The 21,535-nt window shown below is 64.5% G+C and carries 16 protein-coding genes; all 16 read right to left on the reverse strand.

From position 1 onward, the window contains the following. Positions 1–146: 146 nt before the first annotated feature. Positions 147–716, reverse strand: a complete 570-nt coding sequence (gene tagF / locus HX855_RS30415) for a type VI secretion system-associated protein TagF (protein WP_177091013.1) — start codon at positions 714–716, stop codon at positions 147–149. A gap of 8 nt (positions 717–724) precedes the next feature. Then, positions 725–4,288, reverse strand: a complete 3,564-nt coding sequence (tssM, locus tag HX855_RS30420; RefSeq protein ID WP_177091011.1) for a type VI secretion system membrane subunit TssM — start codon at positions 4,286–4,288, stop codon at positions 725–727. 3 nt (positions 4,289–4,291) lie between these two features. Further along, the gene (gene icmH, locus HX855_RS30425) at positions 4,292–5,578 is read right to left on the reverse strand and encodes a type IVB secretion system protein IcmH/DotU (RefSeq protein WP_177091009.1); all 1,287 of its coding nucleotides are present in this window, start codon (positions 5,576–5,578) and stop codon (positions 4,292–4,294) included. Positions 5,579–5,593: 15 nt separating this feature from the next. After that, positions 5,594–6,925 (reverse strand): type VI secretion system baseplate subunit TssK, encoded by a 1,332-nt coding sequence (gene tssK, locus HX855_RS30430; RefSeq protein WP_177091007.1) that lies wholly within the window; start codon positions 6,923–6,925, stop codon positions 5,594–5,596. Between the two features lie 9 nt (positions 6,926–6,934). Further along, positions 6,935–8,356 carry a type VI secretion system-associated FHA domain protein TagH gene (tagH, locus tag HX855_RS30435; protein ID WP_256353127.1) on the reverse strand — a complete coding sequence of 474 codons (1,422 nt, stop codon included), beginning with the start codon at positions 8,354–8,356 and terminating at the stop codon, positions 6,935–6,937. Continuing rightward, positions 8,346–10,307: a type VI secretion system Vgr family protein gene (locus tag HX855_RS30440; protein ID WP_177091005.1), complete on the reverse strand. Its 1,962-nt coding sequence runs from the start codon at positions 10,305–10,307 to the stop codon at positions 8,346–8,348. The genes tagH and HX855_RS30440 overlap by 11 nt, the downstream gene beginning before the upstream one ends. Before the next feature lie 13 nt (positions 10,308–10,320). Further along, positions 10,321–10,818 (reverse strand): GNAT family N-acetyltransferase, encoded by a 498-nt coding sequence (locus tag HX855_RS30445; protein ID WP_177091003.1) that lies wholly within the window; start codon positions 10,816–10,818, stop codon positions 10,321–10,323. 82 nt (positions 10,819–10,900) lie between these two features. Next, a complete protein-coding gene (locus HX855_RS30450) occupies positions 10,901–11,542 on the reverse strand; it encodes a hypothetical protein (RefSeq protein WP_177091001.1) in 642 nt (213 codons plus the stop codon). A gap of 4 nt (positions 11,543–11,546) precedes the next feature. Then, entirely contained in the window at positions 11,547–14,183 is a 2,637-nt protein-coding gene (gene tssH, locus HX855_RS30455; protein ID WP_177090999.1) for a type VI secretion system ATPase TssH, read from the reverse strand. Continuing rightward, positions 14,176–15,195: a type VI secretion system baseplate subunit TssG gene (gene tssG, locus HX855_RS30460; RefSeq protein ID WP_218176070.1), complete on the reverse strand. Its 1,020-nt coding sequence runs from the start codon at positions 15,193–15,195 to the stop codon at positions 14,176–14,178. The genes tssH and tssG overlap by 8 nt, the downstream gene beginning before the upstream one ends. After that, positions 15,180–17,057, reverse strand: a complete 1,878-nt coding sequence (gene tssF, locus HX855_RS30465; protein ID WP_177090995.1) for a type VI secretion system baseplate subunit TssF — start codon at positions 17,055–17,057, stop codon at positions 15,180–15,182. The genes tssG and tssF overlap by 16 nt, the downstream gene beginning before the upstream one ends. Further along, entirely contained in the window at positions 17,054–17,563 is a 510-nt protein-coding gene (gene tssE / locus HX855_RS30470; RefSeq protein WP_177090993.1) for a type VI secretion system baseplate subunit TssE, read from the reverse strand. The genes tssF and tssE overlap by 4 nt, the downstream gene beginning before the upstream one ends. A gap of 164 nt (positions 17,564–17,727) precedes the next feature. Further along, positions 17,728–18,210: a type VI secretion system tube protein Hcp gene (locus HX855_RS30475; protein WP_177090991.1), complete on the reverse strand. Its 483-nt coding sequence runs from the start codon at positions 18,208–18,210 to the stop codon at positions 17,728–17,730. A 33-nt stretch (positions 18,211–18,243) separates the two neighbouring features. Further along, positions 18,244–19,743, reverse strand: coding sequence for a type VI secretion system contractile sheath large subunit (gene tssC, locus HX855_RS30480; RefSeq protein ID WP_256353126.1), 1,500 nt, complete (start codon positions 19,741–19,743; stop codon positions 18,244–18,246). Positions 19,744–19,823: 80 nt separating this feature from the next. Beyond that, positions 19,824–20,324: a type VI secretion system contractile sheath small subunit gene (gene tssB / locus HX855_RS30485; RefSeq protein ID WP_177090989.1), complete on the reverse strand. Its 501-nt coding sequence runs from the start codon at positions 20,322–20,324 to the stop codon at positions 19,824–19,826. A gap of 35 nt (positions 20,325–20,359) precedes the next feature. Continuing rightward, the gene (gene tssA, locus HX855_RS30490) at positions 20,360–21,382 is read right to left on the reverse strand and encodes a type VI secretion system protein TssA (RefSeq protein ID WP_177090987.1); all 1,023 of its coding nucleotides are present in this window, start codon (positions 21,380–21,382) and stop codon (positions 20,360–20,362) included. Positions 21,383–21,535 lie beyond the last annotated feature (153 nt).

Here is a 21,535-nt window from a genome sequence, read left to right on the forward strand (position 1 = left end):
AGCCTAAGCGAGGCACCGAGTGGTGGGGCAAAGACCTTTTGGTTACTTTTGGGGCGTTTGCCAAAAGGGACCCGCTGTAAGAGCGGAACCCTAAGCCGCCGTTACCACAGCAACGGATATGTACCCAGCAAAAAACAGCCACGCACTCAACCCACACGCCCCCCCAACATATCCGCATACCCCTCAACCCCAGGCAACCCCAAACACACAAACGCCGAAGCCCCCACCAACGGCGACCCATCCGTCCAAAACAACGATCGCCCCATATCCCCCCCGCCCAGCCGCGAAGGCAACACCAACCCCCTGAGCCCCGAATCAAACCCCGCCAACGCCTCCCCTTCAGCCAACGTAGAAAGCGCCAACCGCTCCACCTCGTCATACCACCCGACATCCCGCTCCATCCGCGAAACCAGCGGCACATCCTCCCCCGCCACCGCCACGGTCAGCGGAAAATACCGCCCCACCCGATCCACACTGGGAATCATCACCCCCGCCCACCCCTGCTCACCACACACCCCAGGCGCCAAGGCAAAGCGCCACACCGGACTGCACAAATACACCTCCAGCCAACGCCCCCCCAGCCGCTCGCGACTACACTGCAACCCACCCTGCAACCACTCATCCCAAGGCCGCAAAAACGCCTCCGGCAAGCGCCGACTCACAAAATCCCCATGGCTCGGAACCTTGCCGAAAAACCCCGTCAACTGCTGGTCCATGCCAATCCTTATAACGTGGTCGGGCAGCGAAACTGCTCAATGGCATCGCGCTGAAACGGGTTGATCACGCTGCTGACCCGCAGTTGATACTCCACCCGGTGCCCCTCGACGTTGAAGGTCACCCGCAGCAAATCACCCTGCGTGCCCACCGCCGCCTTGTCCATCATGCGCAGCCACCCCCAGGGCCCATCGGCATGCAACGGGTTGGCCAGCGGCGGTGTTGCATCCAGGCGCACCAGGCCGCCCGCCTTGCCGCTGGGCAACACGATGCTGGTGAAGTCGGCCACACTGCCCGCCTCGTACACCACCGGTTGGCCATCGATCTGCAGATTGACCTTGCTCAGCGCCGGGTCAGCGCCCAGGGCTTTCAAATCAAAACGTATCGAGGGCTGGCGGGCACCTGCGACAAAGAACATGTCCCGCAATCGCGCCCCGCGCTGGAACTGGTTGAGCACGTCCTGGGAAATATTCAACGGCGTCACACCGCTGGAGCGCCAATGCCATTGGCTGCCGCTGGTATCGACATACGGCGCGAGGTTCTTGCTGAAGAAGTCATCCATCAACCCACCCGGGCCAAAGAACTTACCGAAATCATCGGCGGTGGCATCGCGGCTGGAACTGCGCACCAACGGGTAACGATCAGCAATCGCCGCCCGGCAGAATGGCGCGCCGGAGGCTTCCCACAATGCGTTCAACCGGGCTTTCTCGTTGCCCAACGTCAGTGCCGCACCACCGGTTTGCACATCCCGCAGCAAGCTCGACAACGGCGCCGGCTGGGTATCGCTGGCACGCTTCAAACGCTCCAGCACTTCACCGGTGGGCGCCGGCGCGGCACTGCGGCGGGCGGCGTCGGCGCTGTCGAAGTATTGGCCGGCGTCTTTGAGCGAGGCCAGCATTTCATCCACCGGTTGCGGGCTGGTGCCGTTGCCCACCAGACGATGCAGCGCGGCGAAGTGCAGGTCCACCGGGTTTGCGCCCGCATCCGCCGCCGGGGCCGGGGCGTCGTTGCCCAGGGCCGCCTGGAGCTTTTGCGTGGCGGCGGCGATTTTGTCGCGCACGCGCTGGTCGGTGTCTTTGCTGGTGGCCGAGGTCAACGCGCCGTCCAGGGTGGTTTCCCTGGCCACCGCCAGCAGCAATGCACGCAGCGGTGAATCGTTGGCCGCCAGCGCATTGGTCACCAGGGAGGCCTGACCCAGGCTGGTCAACGGCACCAGGTGCACGTCGGCGAGAAAAGTGTCCCATTGGCGGATGTAATCGGCGTAGTACAGCTCCAGCACCGCCGCTTGCATGGCCGCGCTGCCCCCGGCGATCTGTGCCGACTCCTGGTGGTCCAGCACCCAGCTGTCCTTGGCCATGTCGGCCACGGCCTGCGGGGTTTTGTCGGTCAGTTCACGGTAGCCGGCGATGCGGTACAGGCCGCTGACCCCACGGGACAACGGCTCGCCGCTGCCCCGGGTGAACAGCGACGATACATCGCGGCCCACTGCGCCATTCACGCTCAGCTCCGGCAAATGCTCCTGATCCACCTGGCGTTTGACCCGGTTATAGATGCGCTGGGACAGCGGCATGCTCGCCAGGGCCAGGCGCACCTTGGCAATCAGGGCGCTGTCGAGTGGCACCGGTTCCGCTTCGTCATCGGCTTCCAGCAGCGCCGACACGTGATCCGACAGCTGCTGCAACTGCGCCGGGGTGGCCTGGGGCAACTCGCGACGCCAATCCACATCGACCCACGCCTGCACCGACGCCGCATCAAAGAACTGCCGCTCCCCCAGCATCAGGTAGGCCCGCAGGGTTTCGTAGAGGAACTCCTGGTTGCTGGCATCGCCCCGGCGCAGGGCGTTTTCCATGTTTGCCACGATGTGCGGCAGCAAGGTGCTACGCAATAGCCGACGGTATAAGGTGACCGCGCCCGCCCCGAGCTTGTTGCCCTGGTACAGGCCCATGCGGCTGAGCAGCGGTACGCTGTTGTCGCCATCGGCGTAGCCACCCGGCAGCCCGCGGGCGGCATTGAGCAAAGGCAGCGTCACCAGCACGTCGCCTTCGGCCGGCAGTTCCTTGGCCAGTTGCGCGACGTTGGTCGCAGCGGTGGCCGAGTCGGCGATCAGTTGCAGGTTGCGGTTGTAACTGAGGGTCATGCCCAGCAACAGCAGGACAAACGCCGCCCCGGCGACGATCCGCCCGCCCCGCGCCCGCAGGCGGCGACGGCGCTCTTCGTGATGGTTGACCCCGGCCAGCCCGGCTTCCTTGAAGATCACTTCCCGCAGCAGGCGGGTGATGAAGTAACTGCGGCCAGTGGCGACATTCGGTGCCAGCACCTTGCGGCCCAGGCCAAAGGACGCCGCCAGTGAGGTCAGTACCCGGTCAATCGGGCTGCCTTCCTGGGTGCCGCTGGTGAAGTACACACCACGCAGCAGTGCCGGTTCCTGATAACGGTTGGCTTCGAAGACGCTGTTGAGAAACCGCGTGAGCCCGTCCCCCAGGCTGGCGAACTGTTGCGGGAAGCTGTAAAGCAAGGCCCGGCGCGACAGGTCCCGCTCTTGCTGCACCCGCTCCAGCACCCGGCCCTGAAGTTGACGCTCCAGGGCATCGAATTCGGCGGGGAACGAGGCCAGGCCGCTGTCGGCTTTCGGGTCCTGCGGCAACGGGAACGTCACGCCCCACACCTGCGCCCGTTCTTCACGGCCAAAGGTCTCGAAAAACTCCGAGAACCCGGCCAGCAAGTCGCACTTGGTGATGATCACGTACACCGGAAACCGCAGGCCCAGGCGCTCGTACAACTCGTTGATCCGCGCGCGGATCGCCAAGGCCTGGGCCTGGCGCTGGGCGTCGGTTTGCTGCAACAGGTCGCTGACACTCAGGGCCACGATCACCCCGTTGACCGGGCGCTGGCGCCGGTGTTTTTTCAGCAGGTCGAGGAAACCGCCCCAGGCGGCCTTGTCCACTTCGGTGTAACTGTCCTGGGTGGTGTAGCGCCCTGCGGTGTCCAGCAGCACGGCTTCGTCGGTAAACCACCAGTCACAATGGCGAGTGCCGCCTACCCCGCCGATGGCGCCCGAGCCCATGGCTTCACGCAGGGGAAATTGCAGGCCGGAATGGGTCAGGGCGGTGGTCTTGCCACTGCCCGGGGCGCCGACAAACATGTACCACGGCAGTTGATACAGGTACTGCCCGCTCATCTTCCAGCCGGGGTTGGCCTTGCGCAGCACCGCCATGGCCGAACGCATGCGCTCGCCCAACTCATTCACTTCAGCCTGGGACTCGCGCACACCCGGGGCCACCACCGGCGCCTCGGCGACGCCGGCCATCAGGCCCCGGTTGGCACGCCAGACCCGCCACACACGCCAGGCAAAGTAGCCGGCCCAAACCAGCACAAATACGCCGATCAAGCCCCAGCGCCGGGCTTCGGGGGCCAACGGTTCACTGCCGTTGAACGCCAGCAACGGGCCTTCGTACCACACCAGCAGCGACAGCAGCGCCACGCCGATCAGCGACAACAACCACGGTTTGAGCAGCCACAGGCAAAAGCGCTCCACCGGGGACCATAACAACGAGAAAAACGAGGACAGGTTCATGGTCTATTGCGCCTGGGAAGGGATCAGCACGGTGATGTCGACACGGCGGTTGCGTGCACGATTGGCCGCTGAGTCATTGGGCACCAGCGGTTCGGTCTCACCCCGGCCTTCGCTGCGATAGCGCTCCGCCGGGCCCGCCCGCTGTGCCAGCAAACGCGCGACCGTCTTGGCCCGGGCCTGGGACAGGTCGAAGTTGGAACCCAACCGCGACGTCGCCGACGGCCGCACGTTGTCGGTATGCCCGACCACCACCACATTCCCCGGCACCGTGGCCAGGGCATCGCCGATACGATTGAGCAAACCGTCGAAGTTGCTCGCCACCTCGGCACTGCCGGAGGCGAATACACCGTCGCCGCGCAGGGTGATCACCGAGCGGTCGGCGCTGTCTTTTACCGTGACCAGGCCTTGGGCAACTTCCGGCGCAAGGAACCCCGACAAGCGCACCGGCGCAGGCGTTGCCGGCACCGCCACCTTGAGCGGCGACGCCACGCGGATCGAGCCCAACTGCGCGAATACCGGATCGGAGGCGCGGTTAAGCAGCCAGCTGTAGGTCAACTGCACGCTCAACAGCAGCACCGCCGCCACTGCGGCCAGCACCCACAACGGCACCCGGCGCAACATCGACGCCTGGGGAGCCTCGGCACCGCGCCAGCGTGGCGACAGGTCCTGCTCGCGGTTGCCACGCTGCTGATTGATCAATTGCAGCAGGCGTTCGCGCAGCAGGCCCAGTTGATCCAGGCCCCGATCCAGTACCCGATAACGCCCTTCCAGCCCCAGGGCCATGCACAGATACATCAGTTCCAGCACGTCGATATGGGTGCGCGGGTCCTGGCTGAGGCGCTGCAGAATCATGAAGAATTTTTCGCCGCCCCAGGCTTCGTTGTGAAAGGTCACCAACAGGCTGCGGCTGCCCCACACGCCCGCGCCCCATGGCGTGCTGGAAATGGTTTCGTCCACCAGGGTGCACAGCGCGTAACGCGCCGCCGCCACGGTTTCAACGTCCACCTGGCTGGCCCGGGCTTGGGCCTCGACCGCCTGCATGGCCTGGATCAGCCGTTGGCGCAGGCTTTCCATGTCGGGCATGGCGGTCAGCATGCGCAGCGGCACCACCAGGTCGAGCAACGGGTTGGCCGCCCGCACCAGCGGGTTGAGGCCCAGGCCCTTGAGCACCACGGCGGCGCTCTGCACGTCGGCCACGGGTGTGACGCCAGGCGTCACTCGCCGCCCGCCCGGTGTGGGGATCAACAGGGTGCGATCCGGGTCCTGGGCGCTATCAAAAGTGTCATTCACGTCAGTCACCTTGCCTTAGCGCCGAATGGCCCAGAACTGCAATTCCAGCCCCGGAAAGACCCCGGCAATGTGCATGGCAAAGCCGGCCGAATTGCTCAGCTGTTGCCAGTAATCGCTGCTGCGGTCGAGTTCGAAATAGGTGAAGCCGGCGTGGAACGGCAGTTGCCGTGGCGCCACGGGCAACGGGCGCAGGCCAATGCCGGGCAGTTGCAGGTTGACCAGGTCGCGGATCTTCTCCACCGAGCCGATCTTGACCTGCGGCGGGAAGCCGTTGCGCACGCTCTCGGCAGACAGTTGCGCCTGCACCGCGAGGATGAACGTGGCCGAACGCAACAATTCCTGGTCGGGCAACACCGCCACGCGAATCCCGTATTGGCGCTCTTCCAGGGGGATCGCAATGGCGCGGGCGTCCATCACCGTCGACAGCGAGCGGCGCAGGTCGAGCATCACCGGGGCGAAGGTTTCGGCCAGGGCATCGTGGCGATACACCGGGTAGGCCGAGGCGCGTTTGTCGGCCTGGGTAAAGGTCGCCAATTCGCCGGCCAGGGTGGTCAGGTCGCGGTACAGCTGCTCCGGGTGCAGGCCGCTCATCGCCGCCAAATGCCGCACCAACGGCTGGCTGCGGTTAAGCACTTGCAGCAGCAGGAAGTCGGCGATCTCGGCCGCGCCGCTGCCGTCCGGCCGGTTCAGGCGGGCGGCCAGGGCTTCGCCGCGCTGCTGCAACAGGCCGAGCAATTCGTCGACAAACGCCCCCAGGTGGTCGGCGGCGCGGATGTCCAGGCACGGCGGGCAATAATCGCGGTCAAGTACCACGCTTTTGTCGGCGCGCTTTTCCACCACATGGGCGATGCCCAGGGTGGTGTAGGCGTCGGCCACATCGCCTTCAAACGCCAGGCGCAGGCGCAGTTTGCCGATGCTCATCAGGGCACTGCTGTCCAGGCCGTTGCTGTCCCAGGCTTCGTACTCGCTGCTGCGGTGGCGGGCGAAGTTTTCGAAGCCAGGGTTGTCGTCGACTTCGGCCACACCGGGGCGCAGGGTCGGCAGCGCCAGCACCACTTTCAGGTCGCGGGCGTCTGCGGGGATTTCCAGGGGCAGCGGCATTTCATCGTCGAATGGCTGGCCCACCGGGGTGCCGTCAGGCAGTACGCCGCTGTAAGACAGCAACGACAACTTGCCCAGGGCCAATTGCTGCGGGTCGATTTTCAGGCGCGAAAAACCATGGGCGTAGGCCCGCAAGGTGCCGACCCGGGCTTCGAGTTGGGCCTGCAGAAAACGGTCGTGTTGTTGCAGGTGCTGAGGCTGCAGCAACATGCCTTCGGACCAGACTACTTTGTTATTCCAGGACATAAATTCTTCTCATTGGCCGGTGCGCAACCGCGCGACCTGCTCTTCATAAGCCACCGAAAACAACTCACCGAACAAGCGTTGCAAGTCCTCGTCGGCATCCCGTGCCAGGTCTTCGTAACGCTCCACCAGGCGGTCCCACAAGCGTGCCTTGCGCCGGGCCGGCATCCACTTGTCGAGGGCGCCGTGGGTGGTGCGGCGTTGCTCGACCCGGGCCGGGTCAAAGCGCTGCACCACCGCGCCCAGCGCGGCTTTCATGCCGGCGATCACCGCCAGCTCGTGAGCCTTGAGGTCGTCGAATGCGGCGCCCATGGCCTTGACCGGGCGCATATACGCAGGGGAATCGGCGGTGAGCATCTGGGTCAGGGCGCTGTGGGGGTCGGGGAAAAACTTGAGCGGGTTGTTGGAGTGGGCGCCGATCATGGTCATGTCGATATGGCTTTCGCGCTTGGTCAGGGCCCGGGCCATCAGCACCGCCATGGTGCCGCCGGTGGCAGTGCGCAGCAGCTCGCCCACCAGGTGGGCCAGTTCGACCGGGGTGCGGGTGGTGTGCAGGTTTTCCAGGCCGAGGCCTTGGAGCAGGGCCTGGAAGACGGCGTCGTCCCCGGTTGGCACTGCCCGCTCTTCTGTAGGAGCGAGCTTGCTCGCGAAAGGCTCAAGCGCGACACGTTCATCCTGCAAGCCCGCGTCATCGTTAACGCCCATCGCTGGCAAGCCGGCTCCTACCTGGAGTGTGGAGACACCCAGCAACGGGTCGTAGTCCTCCGGAATCACCTGCGCTTCCACCTGCATCACCGGCATCACAAACGCCTGCATCTGTGGCGCCACGTGGTCGCTTTCGGTGCCGCGAAACAGCGGTTCCACCCGGCCCGCCAGGTTCAACCCGAGCGGGTCAGACAGGGGCACAGCCCCATCGAACAACGACTCGCCTTCCAGAATCCGTGCCCCGGCCAGGGCGTCATGCAGCACCACCGGCGCTACCACCTCAGGCTCGCGATACACCTCCAGCGGCGGTAATGGTGCGGCCACCGGCGCTGGCGGCGGCACGAACAGCGGCGGCAAAATGCGCGTGGCCAGGGCGTCGTCCGGCACCTCGACCAGTGGCTGTTCCAGGCGCACCTCCAGCCCATAATCACCGATCACCAGGCGGTCGCCCTCCTCCAGCGCCCGCTCACGGCCATTGCCCAGGGGGCGTTCGTTGACCAGGCTGGGGTTACTGCCGGTGTCGGTCAGGTAGAACTGCTCGCCGCGCCACTCGATGCGCGCGTGGGTGCGGGAAATGTATTTGCCCGGGTCGTCCAGGGTCAGGTCATTGTCCGGGCCGCGGCCTATCGAGCCACCGGCGTCGGTAAACCGGCAGATCACATCACCGGGCATGGGTTGGTCGCGGTAGCTTCTGACCAGAAGAATCAGGTTCATGGAATTATTTGCCATCGTCGGCCTCCTTCGGTGGCAGCGGCACCCCGGCCGGGCCGGTGGCTGCTGTGAGCGCAAGCGCAGTCGCCGCAGAGGCGGCTTCAGGCAGGGGAATCGGAATGGTTGAGGCGATGATCATGGCCGGCGTCAGGGTGAGGAAGGTGCTGCCGACCTTCAGGGTGATGGTCGCGTCGGCCTCGATGACCACGTTCATCCCGCCCTTCAGGTACAGGTCCATGCCCGCCGTCACGCCGGTTTTCAGGCCGCCGTTGATGATCATGTTGGTGCCGGCCGACAGCGAGACATCACCCGTGGCCTTCTCATTGCGATGACCGCCCACCGAGGAATGCCGGTCGCCGCCGACCTTCTCCCGCAGATCCTGGTCGACCTTGGAATGGCGGTCGCCGCCGACCCAGTCCAGGGAGTCCTTGAGCACCCGCTGGTCGAGGTTTTTCTGGGCATGCAGGAACACCTGCTCCGAGCCTTTCTTGTCTTCGAAGCGCAGCTCGTTATAGCCACCGCCGCCCTTGGACGAGTTGCTCTTGATGGTCGAACGGGTGGCATTCTCCGGCAGCGCATACGGCGGCATCGTCTCGGCGTTGTAGACGCTGCCGGTGACCAGCGGCTGGTCGGGATCACCTTCCAGAAAACTCACGATCACTTCCTGGCCGATACGCGGGGTGAACAGACTGCCCCAGCGCTTGCCGGCCCAACCCTGGGCGACACGAATCCAGCACGAGCTGTTTTCGTCGTTTTTGCCCTCGCGGTCCCAGTGGAACTGCACCTTGATCCGCCCGTATTTGTCGGTCCAGATTTCCTCGCCCTGCTTGCCCACCACCCTGGCGGTCTGCGGGCCCTGCATCAGCGGTTTACGACTGCTGCACGGCGCACGAAATTGCTGCTGCTTCGACAAGGCGGTGAAGTCGCAGGTCAGCACCGGTGCGGGATGGGCCGGCGGTGTCGGTTCGTAGGTGTCCGAGGACAACGCATAACGCGCCTCCAGCAACAGGAACTGGGCGTTCTGCTCGCTGCGGGGGTGTTCGGTCAGGGTCATCAGCGCCCCGGGAAACAAGCCCCGGGCACGGGTGGCGCCGGTGACCCGCTGAGTACCGGTGTGCAGGGACTCGATCAACGTGCGCGCATAGGTTTCGCCCTGTTTGCGCTCGGTGTACTTGCCCGGGTAGTCGTAGCGCTCGTGGCGCGCCTGCGGGTAGTTGCCGGCCAGGGTCGACTTGGCCAACAGGTTGGCCGACGGTTTTTCAAAATCGAAGTCCTGCAAGGTGTAGCCGCCCGGTTCCACGTCACCGCTCATGCGCCAGTCGTAGATCACTTCGCTTTCGCGCATGGTGTGATCTTCGGCGGGCATAAAGCGCACCTGGGCATACCCCGGTGCCGGAGAATGGGCGCCATAAGAGTCGGCCAGCACCAGGGTGTGGCGCCCGGCCGCGCTCTTGAAGAAGTAGTAGATGCCCTCCTGCTCCATCAGCCGGCTGACAAAGTTGAAGTCGCTTTCACGGTACTGCACGCAGTAAGTCAGCGCCGGGTAGCTGCCACTCAGGCCCGAGGTGTCGACATCGGCGATGGTGTAGGGAGCGAACACCTGCTTGAGGATGTCCGGCACGCTCAGTTCCTGGAAAATCCGGCAATCGCTGGCCAACGTGAGGAACCATAACCACGGGCGCAACACCGCCTTGTAGGTGGCGAAACGGCCCTGGCGCCCGGTAAACGAAAAGTGGCTGACGTGGCCGCTGAAGTAGCGGCTGCCGCCCTTGGGCAGGTCCACCGCGACGCTCATCTGGGTTGCCAGCAGGTCGTCGATGTTCAGGTCGGCGCGCTCGCTGTACAACTCAAGCTGATAGTCGCTGAGCTGGGACAGGCCTTCCCGGGCCTGCATGCGGCGAAACAACAGCACATCGGCGCCGAGCACGCTGGTGACCTGGATTTCGCGCCGGGTTTGGGTGGTTGCCATGGTTCTGTTCTACCTAAAGCGGGGTCGTCGGACGGGAGTTGGACACGCGGTACACCATGCCGCCATGCCCGCTGGCGACACCGGGCAGCATCACGAACCCCATCTTTTTCCAGAACGCACACGAAGCCGCATCCAGGGAGGTCAGGCGAATCTCGCAGTTGGGTTTGTTGCCGTAATCGCGAATCGCGTAGTCCATGCCAAACGCCGCCAGGGTCGAGCCCAGGCCGCTGCCCGCCACACCGGCAAACACGTCTTCGATCTTCCAGGTGGGGCCTTCCTTGAACATCACCATCAACCCCACCGCGTCATCCCCCTCATAGGCGGCGAAATACGCAACCTTGGCTTGCTCCTGCGGGGTGTCGTTGGAGCGTGCGGTGCTGATGGTGTTCATGGTCGCAATGACTTCCTGCGCGGCCGATGACTCTGCCAGCATGCCGGCCTCGCCAAGGGCTTCGCGGAAGGCTTGAAAGTCCACTTTGCGGCAGCTGAATGCGCTATTGATCCGGGGCATCGTGTGTATCCCTGAAGGTTGAGGAACGTAGACACAACAGCCGGGCGCACCGATTTATTCCGTGGCGCCGCTGATTTCCCACTCAAGCCCCCAGTTGCACCAGGTAATGCTCGTCGAACTTCATTTCCTTGCGCACACCCGCGCCCGACAGGTAATTGAGGTAGTGCTTGTAGAGCATCTTGAAAAAATCGAGCTTGCGCGTCGGGCCCACCCGGTACTCGCCGGAGTTGGGGTCGAAGAACGTCATGCAGTTGCGGTCGGCGTAGATCCCGCAGACATGGGAAGGCCCGCCGCCTTCAAAGGTGAACAGCCAGACGTAGTAGCCCGGCTGGGTGCTATCGATATGCTGGGCCAGGGTCGCCAGCCCGTCGAAGCCCTGGGCCTCCACCGACGAGCTGTCGGTCAGGCCGCAGATGTTCGGCAGGTTGGCCTTGATGCGCCGGGTGTTATCGAGGATCAGGGTGGTATTGAACGCGCTGCAATAGCTTTCGATCCGGCACCAGGTGTCGTCCCGGCTCAGGAACGCACACCGGTTGACAGCCGACTCGGCCGGGGCCTGCAGGTGCCGGTTCAACCAGGCGAAGGTCGCGCCCACACAGGCGCCGCCGGCCAGGCTGGGCATGGCTTGCAGGTAAGGATTCTTGGTCAGCTGCGAACGCTGCTTGAACTTCGCCACCCGGAACCACTTCATCGCAATCGGGGTTTTCCACGCTACATAGGGCATTGGTTCACTGCTCCTCAAACACGTAGGCGAACTCGCCGGCGTCGACACTCACCTGTACCCGTGTCGCCGGCGTGCCCGCCAGCAGGCGCTTGAGGAATTCGGTGCTGATGGCCGGCAACATCGAGTTGGTCAGGATCGCGTCGATCATCCGCCCGCCGCTTTCCAGCTCGGTGCAGCGGCTGGCGATCAGGTGCACCACCTCGTCGCTGAAGGTGAACGGGATCTTGTGGCCGTCGCTGATGCGTTTCTCGATACGCCCCAATTGCAGGCGGATGATGCTGCCGAGCATGGCGTCGCTCAGCGGGTAATACGGGATCACCACCAGGCGCCCGAGCAAGGCAGGCGGGAACACTTCCAGCAGCGGCTCGCGCAGGGCCTTGGCGATGTCATCCGGCGCCGGCATGGTCTGCGGGTCGCGGCACAGGCGGCTGATCAATGCGGTGCCGGCGTTGGTGGTGAGCAGGATCAAGGTGTTCTTGAAGTCGATGATCCGGCCTTCACCGTCCTCCATCCAGCCCTTGTCGAACACCTGGAAAAACAGCTCGTGCACGTCGGGGTGGGCCTTCTCCACCTCGTCCAGCAGCACCACGCTGTAGGGTTTGCGCCGCACCGCTTCGGTGAGCACGCCGCCTTCGCCGTACCCCACGTAACCCGGTGGCGCGCCCTTGAGGGTGGAGACGGTGTGGGCTTCCTGGTACTCGCTCATGTTGATGGTGATGACGTTCTGTTCGCCGCCATACAGCGACTCGGCCAGGGCCAGGGCGGTCTCGGTCTTGCCCACGCCGGAGGTGCCGGCGAGCATGAACACGCCCACCGGTTTACCGGGGTTGTCGAGGCCGGCGCGGGAGGTCTGGATGCGCCGGGCGATCATTTCCAGGGCGTGGTTCTGCCCGATGATGCGCTGGGACAAACGATCCGCCAGGCGCAACACGTTTTCGATTTCGTTCTTGACCATGCGGCCCACGGGAATGCCGGTCCAGTCCTGCACCACCGAGGCCACCGCCTGTTCGTCGACGCTGATCAGCACCAGCGGGGTTTCGCCCTGCTGCGCGGCCAGCTCGTCCTGCAATTGACGCAACTCCACCAGGCCGGCTTCGCCCTCGGTGGCATCTGCCAGTTGGCTGCGCAGGCGCAGAATCTGTTCCACCAGCGCCAGCTCGTTGTCCCAACGGCTTTCCAGGCCATCCAGGCGTTCACGCTCCGTCACCAACAACGCCTCGACCGACACGCGACGGCTGGCGGTGTCGACGCCAATCGCGGTTTCGCGCTCGATGATCGCCAGCTCGGTTTCCAGCGACTCAATCCGCCGGCGGCTGTCGTCCACTTCGGCCGGGGTGGCGTGCAGGCTGATGGCAACCCGGGCACAGGCGGTGTCGATCAGGCTGACGGCCTTGTCCGGCAACTGCCGCGCCGGGATGTAGCGGTTGGACAAACGCACCGCCGCTTCCAGGGCCGAATCGAGAATCTGCACCTGGTGGTGCTGCTGCATGGTCTGGGCGATGCCTCGCAGCATCAGCAACGCGCGGGCTTCGTCCGGCTCATCGACCTGCACGGTCTGGAAGCGCCGGGTCAGGGCCGGGTCTTTTTCGATGTGCTTTTTGTACTCGGCAAAGGTGGTGGCGCCGACAGTACGCAAGGTGCCACGGGCCAGCGCAGGCTTGAGCAGGTTGGCCGCATCGCCCGTCCCGGCGGCACCGCCGGCGCCCACCAGGGTGTGGGTTTCGTCGATAAACAACACCACCGGTTTGACGCTGGCCTGCACCTCGTCAATCACCGAACGCAGGCGCTGTTCGAACTCGCCTTTCATGCTCGCACCGGCCTGCAACAGGCCCACATCGAGGGCCAGTAATTGCACGTCCCGGAGGCTCGGCGGTACGTCGCCCCGGGCGATGCGCTGGGCAAAGCCTTCGACCACGGCGGTCTTGCCCACACCGGCCTCGCCCACCAGGATCGGGTTGTTCTGGCGCCGACGCATCAGGATGTCGATTACCTGGCGAATCTCTTCGTCGCGGCCCACGATCGGGTCCATCTTCGAGTCCCGCGCCTGCTGGGTGAGGTCGACGGTGAAACGCTTCAACGCTTCCTGCTTGCCCATGGCCGCCGGGGCCAGGGCGCCGGTGTCTTCACCGGGCACCTGGAAGCCATCGCTGGCGGTCATCCGGGCTTCGGGCGAGTCCTTGAGCAGTGCAGAGAATTGTTCGCTCAGGTCTTCGATGCCGATCTTGTTGAACTCCCGGGACACGCCATACAAGCCGTTGCGCAAGCCCGGGGTTTTCAGCAGCGCCAGCAGCAAATGCCCGGAGCGTACCTGGGACTCGCCGAACATCAGGGTCCCGTAGACCCATGCGCGCTCCACCGCCTCCTCCACCTGGGACGACAGGTCGGTGACCGAGGTCGAGCCACGGGGCAAGCGGTCCAGGGCGGCCGTCAGGTCTCGCGCCAGCACGGCCGGGTCGAGTTGGTAATGCTGGATCAGGCGCTGCAGGTCAGAGTCGGCCAGTTGCAGGATCTGCTGCAACCAGTGCACCAGTTCCACGTAGGGGTTGCCGCGCATCTTGCAGAACACGGTGCTGCTTTCAATCGCCCGGTAGCACAGGCTGTTGAGTTTGCCGAAGAGCGCGACGCGACTGATATCAGCCATGGGCAGGTCCTTGAGAAGTGTGAGAAATGCGCGGGTTGATCAGCAATTGCCGGTCATCCGCCAGGGGCGCCTTGCTGCTCAGCCAACTGGTCCAGCCCAATGGCGCAGACCCCAGGCGCAAGCCAGGCAGTTGTTCTTTCTTGACGATCAGGTTCACGTCCCAGTCCATGGCCAGGCCGACGTACTGGCGCACCCAGTCCTGCACGCGCTTGAGGCTGTCGCCACCGGGCAGCAGGCGCCGGGTCTGTTCAAGGTCCAGGGGGCCGATCAACAGGCGGAATTTGTGTTGGGTGTTCCAGACTTTCTTGCCCATCACCGTGGTCTGGCCCAGCACCGGCGCGTCGGGGCCGCTGCGCAGGGCGCACAGGCCATCGGCGGGCAAGGTCATCCAGTGGCCGACAAATTGCTCGACCTGTACCGGCACTTGCAGGTAGTCCGTCAGCAACGCCGCCAGGCCACCGGCATTGCGGGTCTGTGGCCCCAGGCGCCCGGCGAAGTGCAGCTTGGCCACATCCGGCACGGTGTCGCGGCCCAGCAGCGACGGCATGCCGATGCCGATCAGCGAGCCCAAATACTGCGCAAAGCGGTCCGCCTGCGGGCGATCCAGGCTCACGGCCGGCTGGGCGCTGGCCCAGGCGCGGTAAAACAGGCTGATCATGCGGTGATGGAACACGTCGCAGAACGCGGCCAGGGTCGGGTCGTTGAGGTTGCGCTGGCGGTCACGGATGTATTCGCTCAAGTGAATCGGCAACGGCCCATTCGCCCCCAGCAACCCGAAAAAATTCAGCAGCAGTTTTGGCGTGGCGCCGGGCGTGAGGCTGGCGATCATCGCCGGCTCGAACGCCAGGGACGGTTGCTGGCCGAAACGCACCGCTTCGTCCGCCGGGCGCGCTGCCTGGCCGATCCGTGGCAGTTGCGGGAAGGCACACTCGAGTTGGCGCAGGGCGCCGTGGAAATCGAACCGCGCCGGGTGCGCTTCCAGGGCGCTGAGCAGGCTCAGAGGATCTCGCATCGCCCCACCCTCGCCGGCCACTGCATGATCACCCCACGGGCGGTGCCTTTGATCACCGTCTCAGTGAAGGAATTCAGCGACACGTACTTGGCAAAAAACTGCTCCAGCACCGAGCCGAGAATAAATACGCCGCTGCCTTCAAACGCTGACTCGTCGAGGGTCACGCTGATCTGCAAGCCGCGGCCATAAGTGATCGGCCCCGGCAGCGGCAAGCGGCGCACGATGCTTTCGGCGCTCACCGAGCGCAGGCCGTCGATCTGTTTGTGGGCGGCTTCGTCGTCAATCCGGCAGTACAGGCGCAGCAGGTCCCGCAAGGCGCTGGCGCCCTGTTCCTTGTCCTGGTCCAGCAACGACAAATAGTTGAGGGACAAATGGCTGACCAGGCGCCAGGCCGTTTCACCTTCGGCAAACGACGGCGCCGGCACCGTGGGCCCGGCCACGCACCGCACGGCCTGCACCGGCGCGCCGGACTCGACGCTGAAGTCGGTCTTGCCACTGCCCACCGGCATGCTCAGCACCAGGTCGCGGTTGCTGCACAGGGTGTCGATGCCCAGTTGGCGCAGGCTGCTGCGGTGCGGCGCCTCCTGGGCGTCCACCAACGACAGGAACAATTCACTGCCGATGTAGCTGGAGCGCGGGCCCTGGCGACGTTGCTGCTCAGACAGCAGCCGCGCATCCCGGCGCACCTGGTAAAACGCCTTGGGTGGCGTGCGCGCGTGCAGGTCATTGGCGCGGTAGAACGACTCGAACGTCTGGCTCGCCTCGGCGCCGCTGCCATAACCGGTGACGCCTTCGATCTGGTAGATCTCGTAGTCCATCGGCCGGGTACGGTCGGGGATCACGTGGTATTCCGATTGTTGGTCCGACAGGTGCACGCGCTCGGTGCGCATCGGGAACAGGTTGATCGCCGGGGTGCAGTACAGGCCGAAGTTGGCGGCGTTGAGGGTTTGTTCCAGCAGTGGGTCAAGCTTCTTGAACAGCACGATCACGTCCAGCTGGTCCGCGGTGCAGCGGCTTACGCTGTTGGCCAGCCCCCCCAGCTCGGCAAACATAAAGCGCTGGGGCATGGCGAAATATTCCTGCAACAGCCGGTAGCCCTGGAACGACCGGGCTCCGGTGGGCAGCAAGGCTTCTTCATCGCTGTAGCCGATGCCGCGAATCGCGGTCCTGGGCAGGAACTGGTGCCAGTCCACATGCTCCTGCACCGGCATCACCAACACCCCGGCGGCCTGGGCCAACAGTTGTTCGAGGATGCGCGAGGGCAAGGCTTCGCCGCCACGGATGTGCAGCGGCAGCTTATCCAGGGCGAGGTCGCTGAAGGTCAGCCCGGCACCCACCCGTAAACGCAGGCGCAGCGCGGCCTTCACCGCGCCCAGGCGCGCCAGGTCGACACCCGCCACCTGGCCGCCACAGGCAAAGTAGCGCGCCTCGGCCAGCTCCACCGGCCACAGGGTTACGTCGTGGGCGCTGCGAAATTCACAGGCGGTCTGGTCGCCCTTGCCTAATTGGCTGTGCAAGGCCGTGCCCCGGGGCACCTTGAACCCGGCGGCCAGGCTGCCTTCGCTCATGTCCGGCTGCAACTGCACCACCGCCATCGACGGCGTGGGCGCGAGGTACTGCGGGTACACCAGCTCCAGCAGGTGATTGGTAAACCGCGGGAACTCGGCATCAATCTTCAGTTGCACCCGGGCGGCCAGAAAGCTGAAGCCCTCCAGCAGGCGCTCGACGTATGGGTCGGCGCAGGCGTAAGTCTCCAGTCCCAGGCGGCCGGCCACCTTGGGGTAATCGCGGGCGAATTCACCGCCGACTTCCCGCAGGTGGGCCAGTTCACGTTCGTAATAGCGCAACAGTTTGGCGTTCACCGCACGTCCCTTGTCTCGATGTCGAAGACCCTGGCTTCGCCTGCTTCCAGGTCCAGTTCGGTCTTCAGGTACAGGCGCTCGGGCAGCGGCTGGCCCCAGAGTTCGCCGTGGATTTCAAAGGCCATCTGGTTGGGGATGGCACTGGTGCCCAACGGCACCACACGCAGGCTGTCCCGCAGAATCCGGGGTTCGAAGTCCCAGATGGCCTGGCGGATGCGCCGAGCCAATTCCTCACGGTCGAGGCCGGCGGCGGTCTTGCCGGACAAATCCGGCAAGCCAAAATTGATGACCGATTGCGCGGCCAGAGGGTGACCAGCCAGTTCGCGAAAACTGCCCAGGCTGGTGCTGTTGAGCAGCCAGCCGAGGTCCCGCAGCACTGCCTTGCGCAGGCCGGTCATGGACAAGATGCGCTTGTCCCGGGACTCGACGGTGTGCTCGGTGTCGTCATCGCTCAGGCGATCGAGCAAGGACGGCTGCAGGCGTTCGCGGCTGGTGAGTTCAGCCATGGGGCTGGCCTTGAATCGGGGTCATGTGAATGTCCTTGAACGTTGTGGGAGCGGGCTTGCTCGCGAATGCGGTGGCTCAGCCACCGGATGCATTGACTGACCCACCGCATTCGCAAGCAAGCCCGCCCCCACCCAAGCCCGCTCCCACAGGGTCGGGGTGGCCGTCAGATTTTGGCGTTGGCTTCCAGGTCCCACTTCTTCGGCGTGCCGGTGATCACGGTGTCGCCGGTGAAGGAGTCGTACTCGTAGCTGATGGTGGTGAAGTTGATGGAGATGGTTTCGCTCGGGCGCTCGCCGTTACTGCTGGCGGAGTAGGAGCTGATGATGGCTTTGCCCAGAATGATCTTGAGGAACACCTGTTGCTTCTTGTCCGGGCCGCCGGTCTGGATGAAGTGGATCTCGGCGTCGCCCAGGCTCTTGCCGCACACCGCTTCCATAAACAGGTCGGCCGAGGCCAGATCGGTGGCCTTGGTCAGGGAAATTTCCGAGAACGACGGGTTGCTGGTGTCACGGTCGGCACCGCCGCCACTGGTGGAAATCGCCCGGCCGACGCCCATCTGGATCGCGTCGATGGTGATCCAGTCTTTGTGCGCGTCGACGGTGGAAGTGCCTTTGATTTGTTTGCCTTTGAAGTTGAGCAGGATCATGGTCAGTACCTTGGTTGGGGTAGGAAAGTGTTATCAGGAAGCCTTGGTCGACGGCAGTTTGGAGACCAGGCGCAGGGACACGGTCAAGCCTTCGAGCTGGTAGTGCGGGCGCAGGAAGAACTTGGCGCCGTAGTAACCCGGGTTGCCTTCGATCTCTTCCACCACCACTTCCGCGCCGGCCAGGGGCTTGCGGGCCTTGTCGGCGTCGGTGGCGGTGGCCGGGTTGTGTTCCACGTAGCGGCCGATCCAGTTGTTGAGCCACACCTGCATGTCGTTGCGCTCTTTGAACGAGCCGATCTTGTCGCGCACGATGCACTTCAAGTAGTGAGCGAAACGGCAGGTGGCAAACAGGTACGGCAGGCGCGCGGCCAGGTTGGCGTTGGCGGTGGCGTCCGGGTCGTCGTACTCGGCAGGCTTGTGCATCGACTGGGCGCCGATGAACGCCGCCAGGTCGCTGTTTTTCTTGTGCACCAGGGGCATGAAACCGTTCTTCGCCAACTCCGCCTCACGGCGGTCGCTGATGGCGATTTCAGTGGGGCAGGTCATGTCGACGCCACCGTCATCCGTGGGGAAGGTGTGCACCGGCAAGCCTTCCACCGCGCCACCGGACTCGATGCCGCGAATCTGCGAGCACCAGCCGTAGTGCTTGAACGAGCGGTTGATGTTCACGGCCATGGCGTAGGCCGCGTTGGCCCAGGTGAAATCCCGGGAGCCGGGGCTGTCGGTGGTTTCTTCGAAGTCGAAATCTTCCACCGGGTTGGTCTTGGCACCGTAGGGGGCACGGGACAGGAAGCGCGGCATCGCCAGGCCCACGTAACGCGAGTCTTCACTGGCACGGAAGCTGCGCCAGGCGGCGTGTTCCGGGGTCTGGAAGATCTTGGTCAGGTCCCGCGGGTTGGCCAGCTCCTGCCACGACTCCATCAGCATCACGCTGGGGTCGGCGGCAGTGATCAGCGGGCAGTGGGCGGCGGCGCTGACCCGGGCCATCTGGGTCAGCAACTCGACGTCGGGCGCGCTGTTGTTGAAGTAGTAGTCGGCCACGAACGCGCCGTAAGGCTCACCGCCGAACTGGCCGTATTCCTCTTCGTAGAGCTTCTTGAAGATCGGGCTCTGGTCCCAGGCCACGCCCTTGAACTTGCGCAGGGTCTTGTGCACTTCGTTCTTGGAAATATTCATCACCCGAATCTTCAGCGACTCGTCGGTCTCGGTGTTGTTGACCAGGTAATGCAGGCCACGCCAGGCGCTTTCCACGCTCTGGAATTCCTCGTGGTGCAGGATGTGGTTGACCTGCTCGGTGAGCTTCTGGTCAAGGGCGGCGATCAGCCCCTCGATAGTGCCCAGCACGTCATTGGACAGCAGGTGCGTGCCTTGCAGCGCCTGCTCGGCCAGGGTGCGCACGGCGGTTTCCACCGCTTCCTTGGCCTTGTCGGTCTTGGGCTTGAACTCTTTTTGCAGGAGGCTGGCGAAGTCGCCTGCATCAAAGGCGGTGGCGCCTTGAGGCAGTCCTGGCTGTTCCGATTGCGTAGTGGACATGACGGTATCCTTGAAATTTGGGCAAAAGCGTCCCCGTACCGGGGCAAACGAGGCACCGGCAGAGTCAGCGGGGAAATCCGTTACTCGGGTTGTTTGGGCGCGCTGCTCAGCGCTTGCATCACCGCAGGATCGCTCAGCAGCTTGGCGATCAATTCTTCAGCGCCGACCTTGCCGTCCATGTACGTCAGCAGGTTCGACAACTGGCTGCGGGCAGTCAGCAACTGGTTGAGGCTCGGCACCTTGCGGGCGATGGCGGCCGGGGTGAAGTCGTCCATGTTTTCGAAGGTGATTTCCACCGGCAGATTGCCTTCGCCGGTCAGGGTGTTAGGCACCTGGAACGCCACCCGTGGCTTCATCGACTTGAGGCGGTCGTCAAAGTTATCGATATCGACTTCCAGGAACTTGCGCTCGGCCACCGGCGGCAACGGCTCGGCGGGTTTGCCCGAGAGGTCGGAAAACACGCCCATGACGAAGGGCAACTGCACGGTCTTTTCCGCGCCGTAGATTTCCACGTCGTATTCGATCTGGACGCGTGGTGCGCGGTTGCGAGCGATGAACTTTTGACTGCTTTCTTTGGCCACGGGATAGCTCCAGTGTGAGGGTTGATTGGGGAAGGTCAGTCGTTGCCGGGGCGAATACCGCTGACCAGCGCCAGTTGTGCGAGGCCATCGGGGGCGAGGTCTTGCAGCAATTCCATGAAGTTCTTGTCGATCAGTTTCTTCGCCCGCTGCAGCAGGAACGGCACGGGGCTGGCGGGTTCGTGAGTGTTGAAATAGGTGCACAGGCGGTCGATGGCCTGGCGCGCGTCGTCGCGGCTGTTGATCTCGCCTCTGGTCGGCTGTGGGGCTGCGGCGGTTGCGGGGTGAGCGTCGACGCTGGTGGCCGGGCTTTCCCTTTCAGGCAAGCGGCGTCGTACGGCTTCGGCGGCGCGGCGCAGTACGTTGGCCAGGCCGCTGAGGTCGATGGCACGGCCTACGCCGACGTTTTCCGTGAGGCGTTGTTCGATGTGCTGGCTGCGTTGCAGGGCCTCGGTCAGGGCGGCTTCGATACTGCGCAGGGCGTCTGGGTCGGCTTCGGCGAATGCGCCGTCGATGATTGCCAGGGTGTCGCTGCTGCCCTGCTCGCCGCTGGCCTGGTCGAGGTCACGCAGGCTGAACTGGCCGAGGCTGCGGGCGCTGACCAGTGGGGTGTCGAGGAGGTCGCGCAGCAGGCCGCTGGGTTCGCACAGGGAGGCGAGGATGTTGATGCGCAGCAGGGGGTCGTGGTCGTCGTCGGGGTCGAGTTGCGGGTGCAGGCCGTCCCAGCAGTGGATCAGCAGGGCTTCGATCAGGCCCAGGCCGGCGTTGAGGCCGTGGATGCCGTGCAGGTTGAGCTCGGCGCGGGTGAGCCACATGGCCAGGCGCAGGTCGCGGCTGCGGTGCATCAGGGGTAAGGCCAGGGACGTGACGAGTTTCCAGTTGGGTTCGACGGCTTGGGTGATGGTGTCGCCGTATTGGACCTCGGGTTTGCCCAGGGCTTCTTCTTCCAGTTGGAGGAAGTCGGGGTCGTATTCGACGTTCTCGCCACAGGGGGCGGTGTCGCCCATCGGGTGGGCCAGCGCTGTGAAATCAATGGGTTGCGCTTGGGTGGAGAGGTCCATCGTACTGCCCTCGTTGAAGATGTTCTGGGGATAGAACGGGCGAGGGTTTGGGTTTATTCCCTGGGGGGTGAAAAAATCTTGGTGGGGGTTGGTGGGTTTGGGGGCATATCCGTTATTTGGGTAACGGCCGCCTAGGGTTCCGCCCTTACGGCG

This window comes from Pseudomonas sp. IPO3778 (assembly GCF_013386825.1).
Taxonomy (GTDB): Bacteria; Pseudomonadota; Gammaproteobacteria; order Pseudomonadales; family Pseudomonadaceae; genus Aquipseudomonas.

Bases quoted from the DNA above. Each gene is read 5' to 3' on its own strand.
- tagF (WP_177091013.1), bottom strand. From the start codon at position 716: ATGGACCAGCAGTTGACGGGGTTTTTCGGCAAGGTTCCGAGCCATGGG.
- tssM (WP_177091011.1), bottom strand. From the start codon at position 4,288: ATGAACCTGTCCTCGTTTTTCTCGTTGTTATGGTCCCCGGTGGAGCGC.
- tssK (WP_177091007.1), bottom strand. From the start codon at position 6,925: ATGTCCTGGAATAACAAAGTAGTCTGGTCCGAAGGCATGTTGCTGCAG.
- tagH (WP_256353127.1), bottom strand. From the start codon at position 8,356: ATGGCAAATAATTCCATGAACCTGATTCTTCTGGTCAGAAGCTACCGC.
- HX855_RS30440 (WP_177091005.1), bottom strand. From the start codon at position 10,307: ATGGCAACCACCCAAACCCGGCGCGAAATCCAGGTCACCAGCGTGCTC.
- HX855_RS30445 (WP_177091003.1), bottom strand. From the start codon at position 10,818: ATGCCCCGGATCAATAGCGCATTCAGCTGCCGCAAAGTGGACTTTCAA.
- HX855_RS30450 (WP_177091001.1), bottom strand. From the start codon at position 11,542: ATGCCCTATGTAGCGTGGAAAACCCCGATTGCGATGAAGTGGTTCCGG.
- tssH (WP_177090999.1), bottom strand. From the start codon at position 14,183: ATGGCTGATATCAGTCGCGTCGCGCTCTTCGGCAAACTCAACAGCCTG.
- tssG (WP_218176070.1), bottom strand. From the start codon at position 15,195: ATGCGAGATCCTCTGAGCCTGCTCAGCGCCCTGGAAGCGCACCCGGCG.
- tssE (WP_177090993.1), bottom strand. From the start codon at position 17,563: ATGGCTGAACTCACCAGCCGCGAACGCCTGCAGCCGTCCTTGCTCGAT.
- HX855_RS30475 (WP_177090991.1), bottom strand. From the start codon at position 18,210: ATGATCCTGCTCAACTTCAAAGGCAAACAAATCAAAGGCACTTCCACC.
- tssC (WP_256353126.1), bottom strand. From the start codon at position 19,743: ATGTCCACTACGCAATCGGAACAGCCAGGACTGCCTCAAGGCGCCACC.
- tssA (WP_177090987.1), bottom strand. From the start codon at position 21,382: ATGGACCTCTCCACCCAAGCGCAACCCATTGATTTCACAGCGCTGGCC.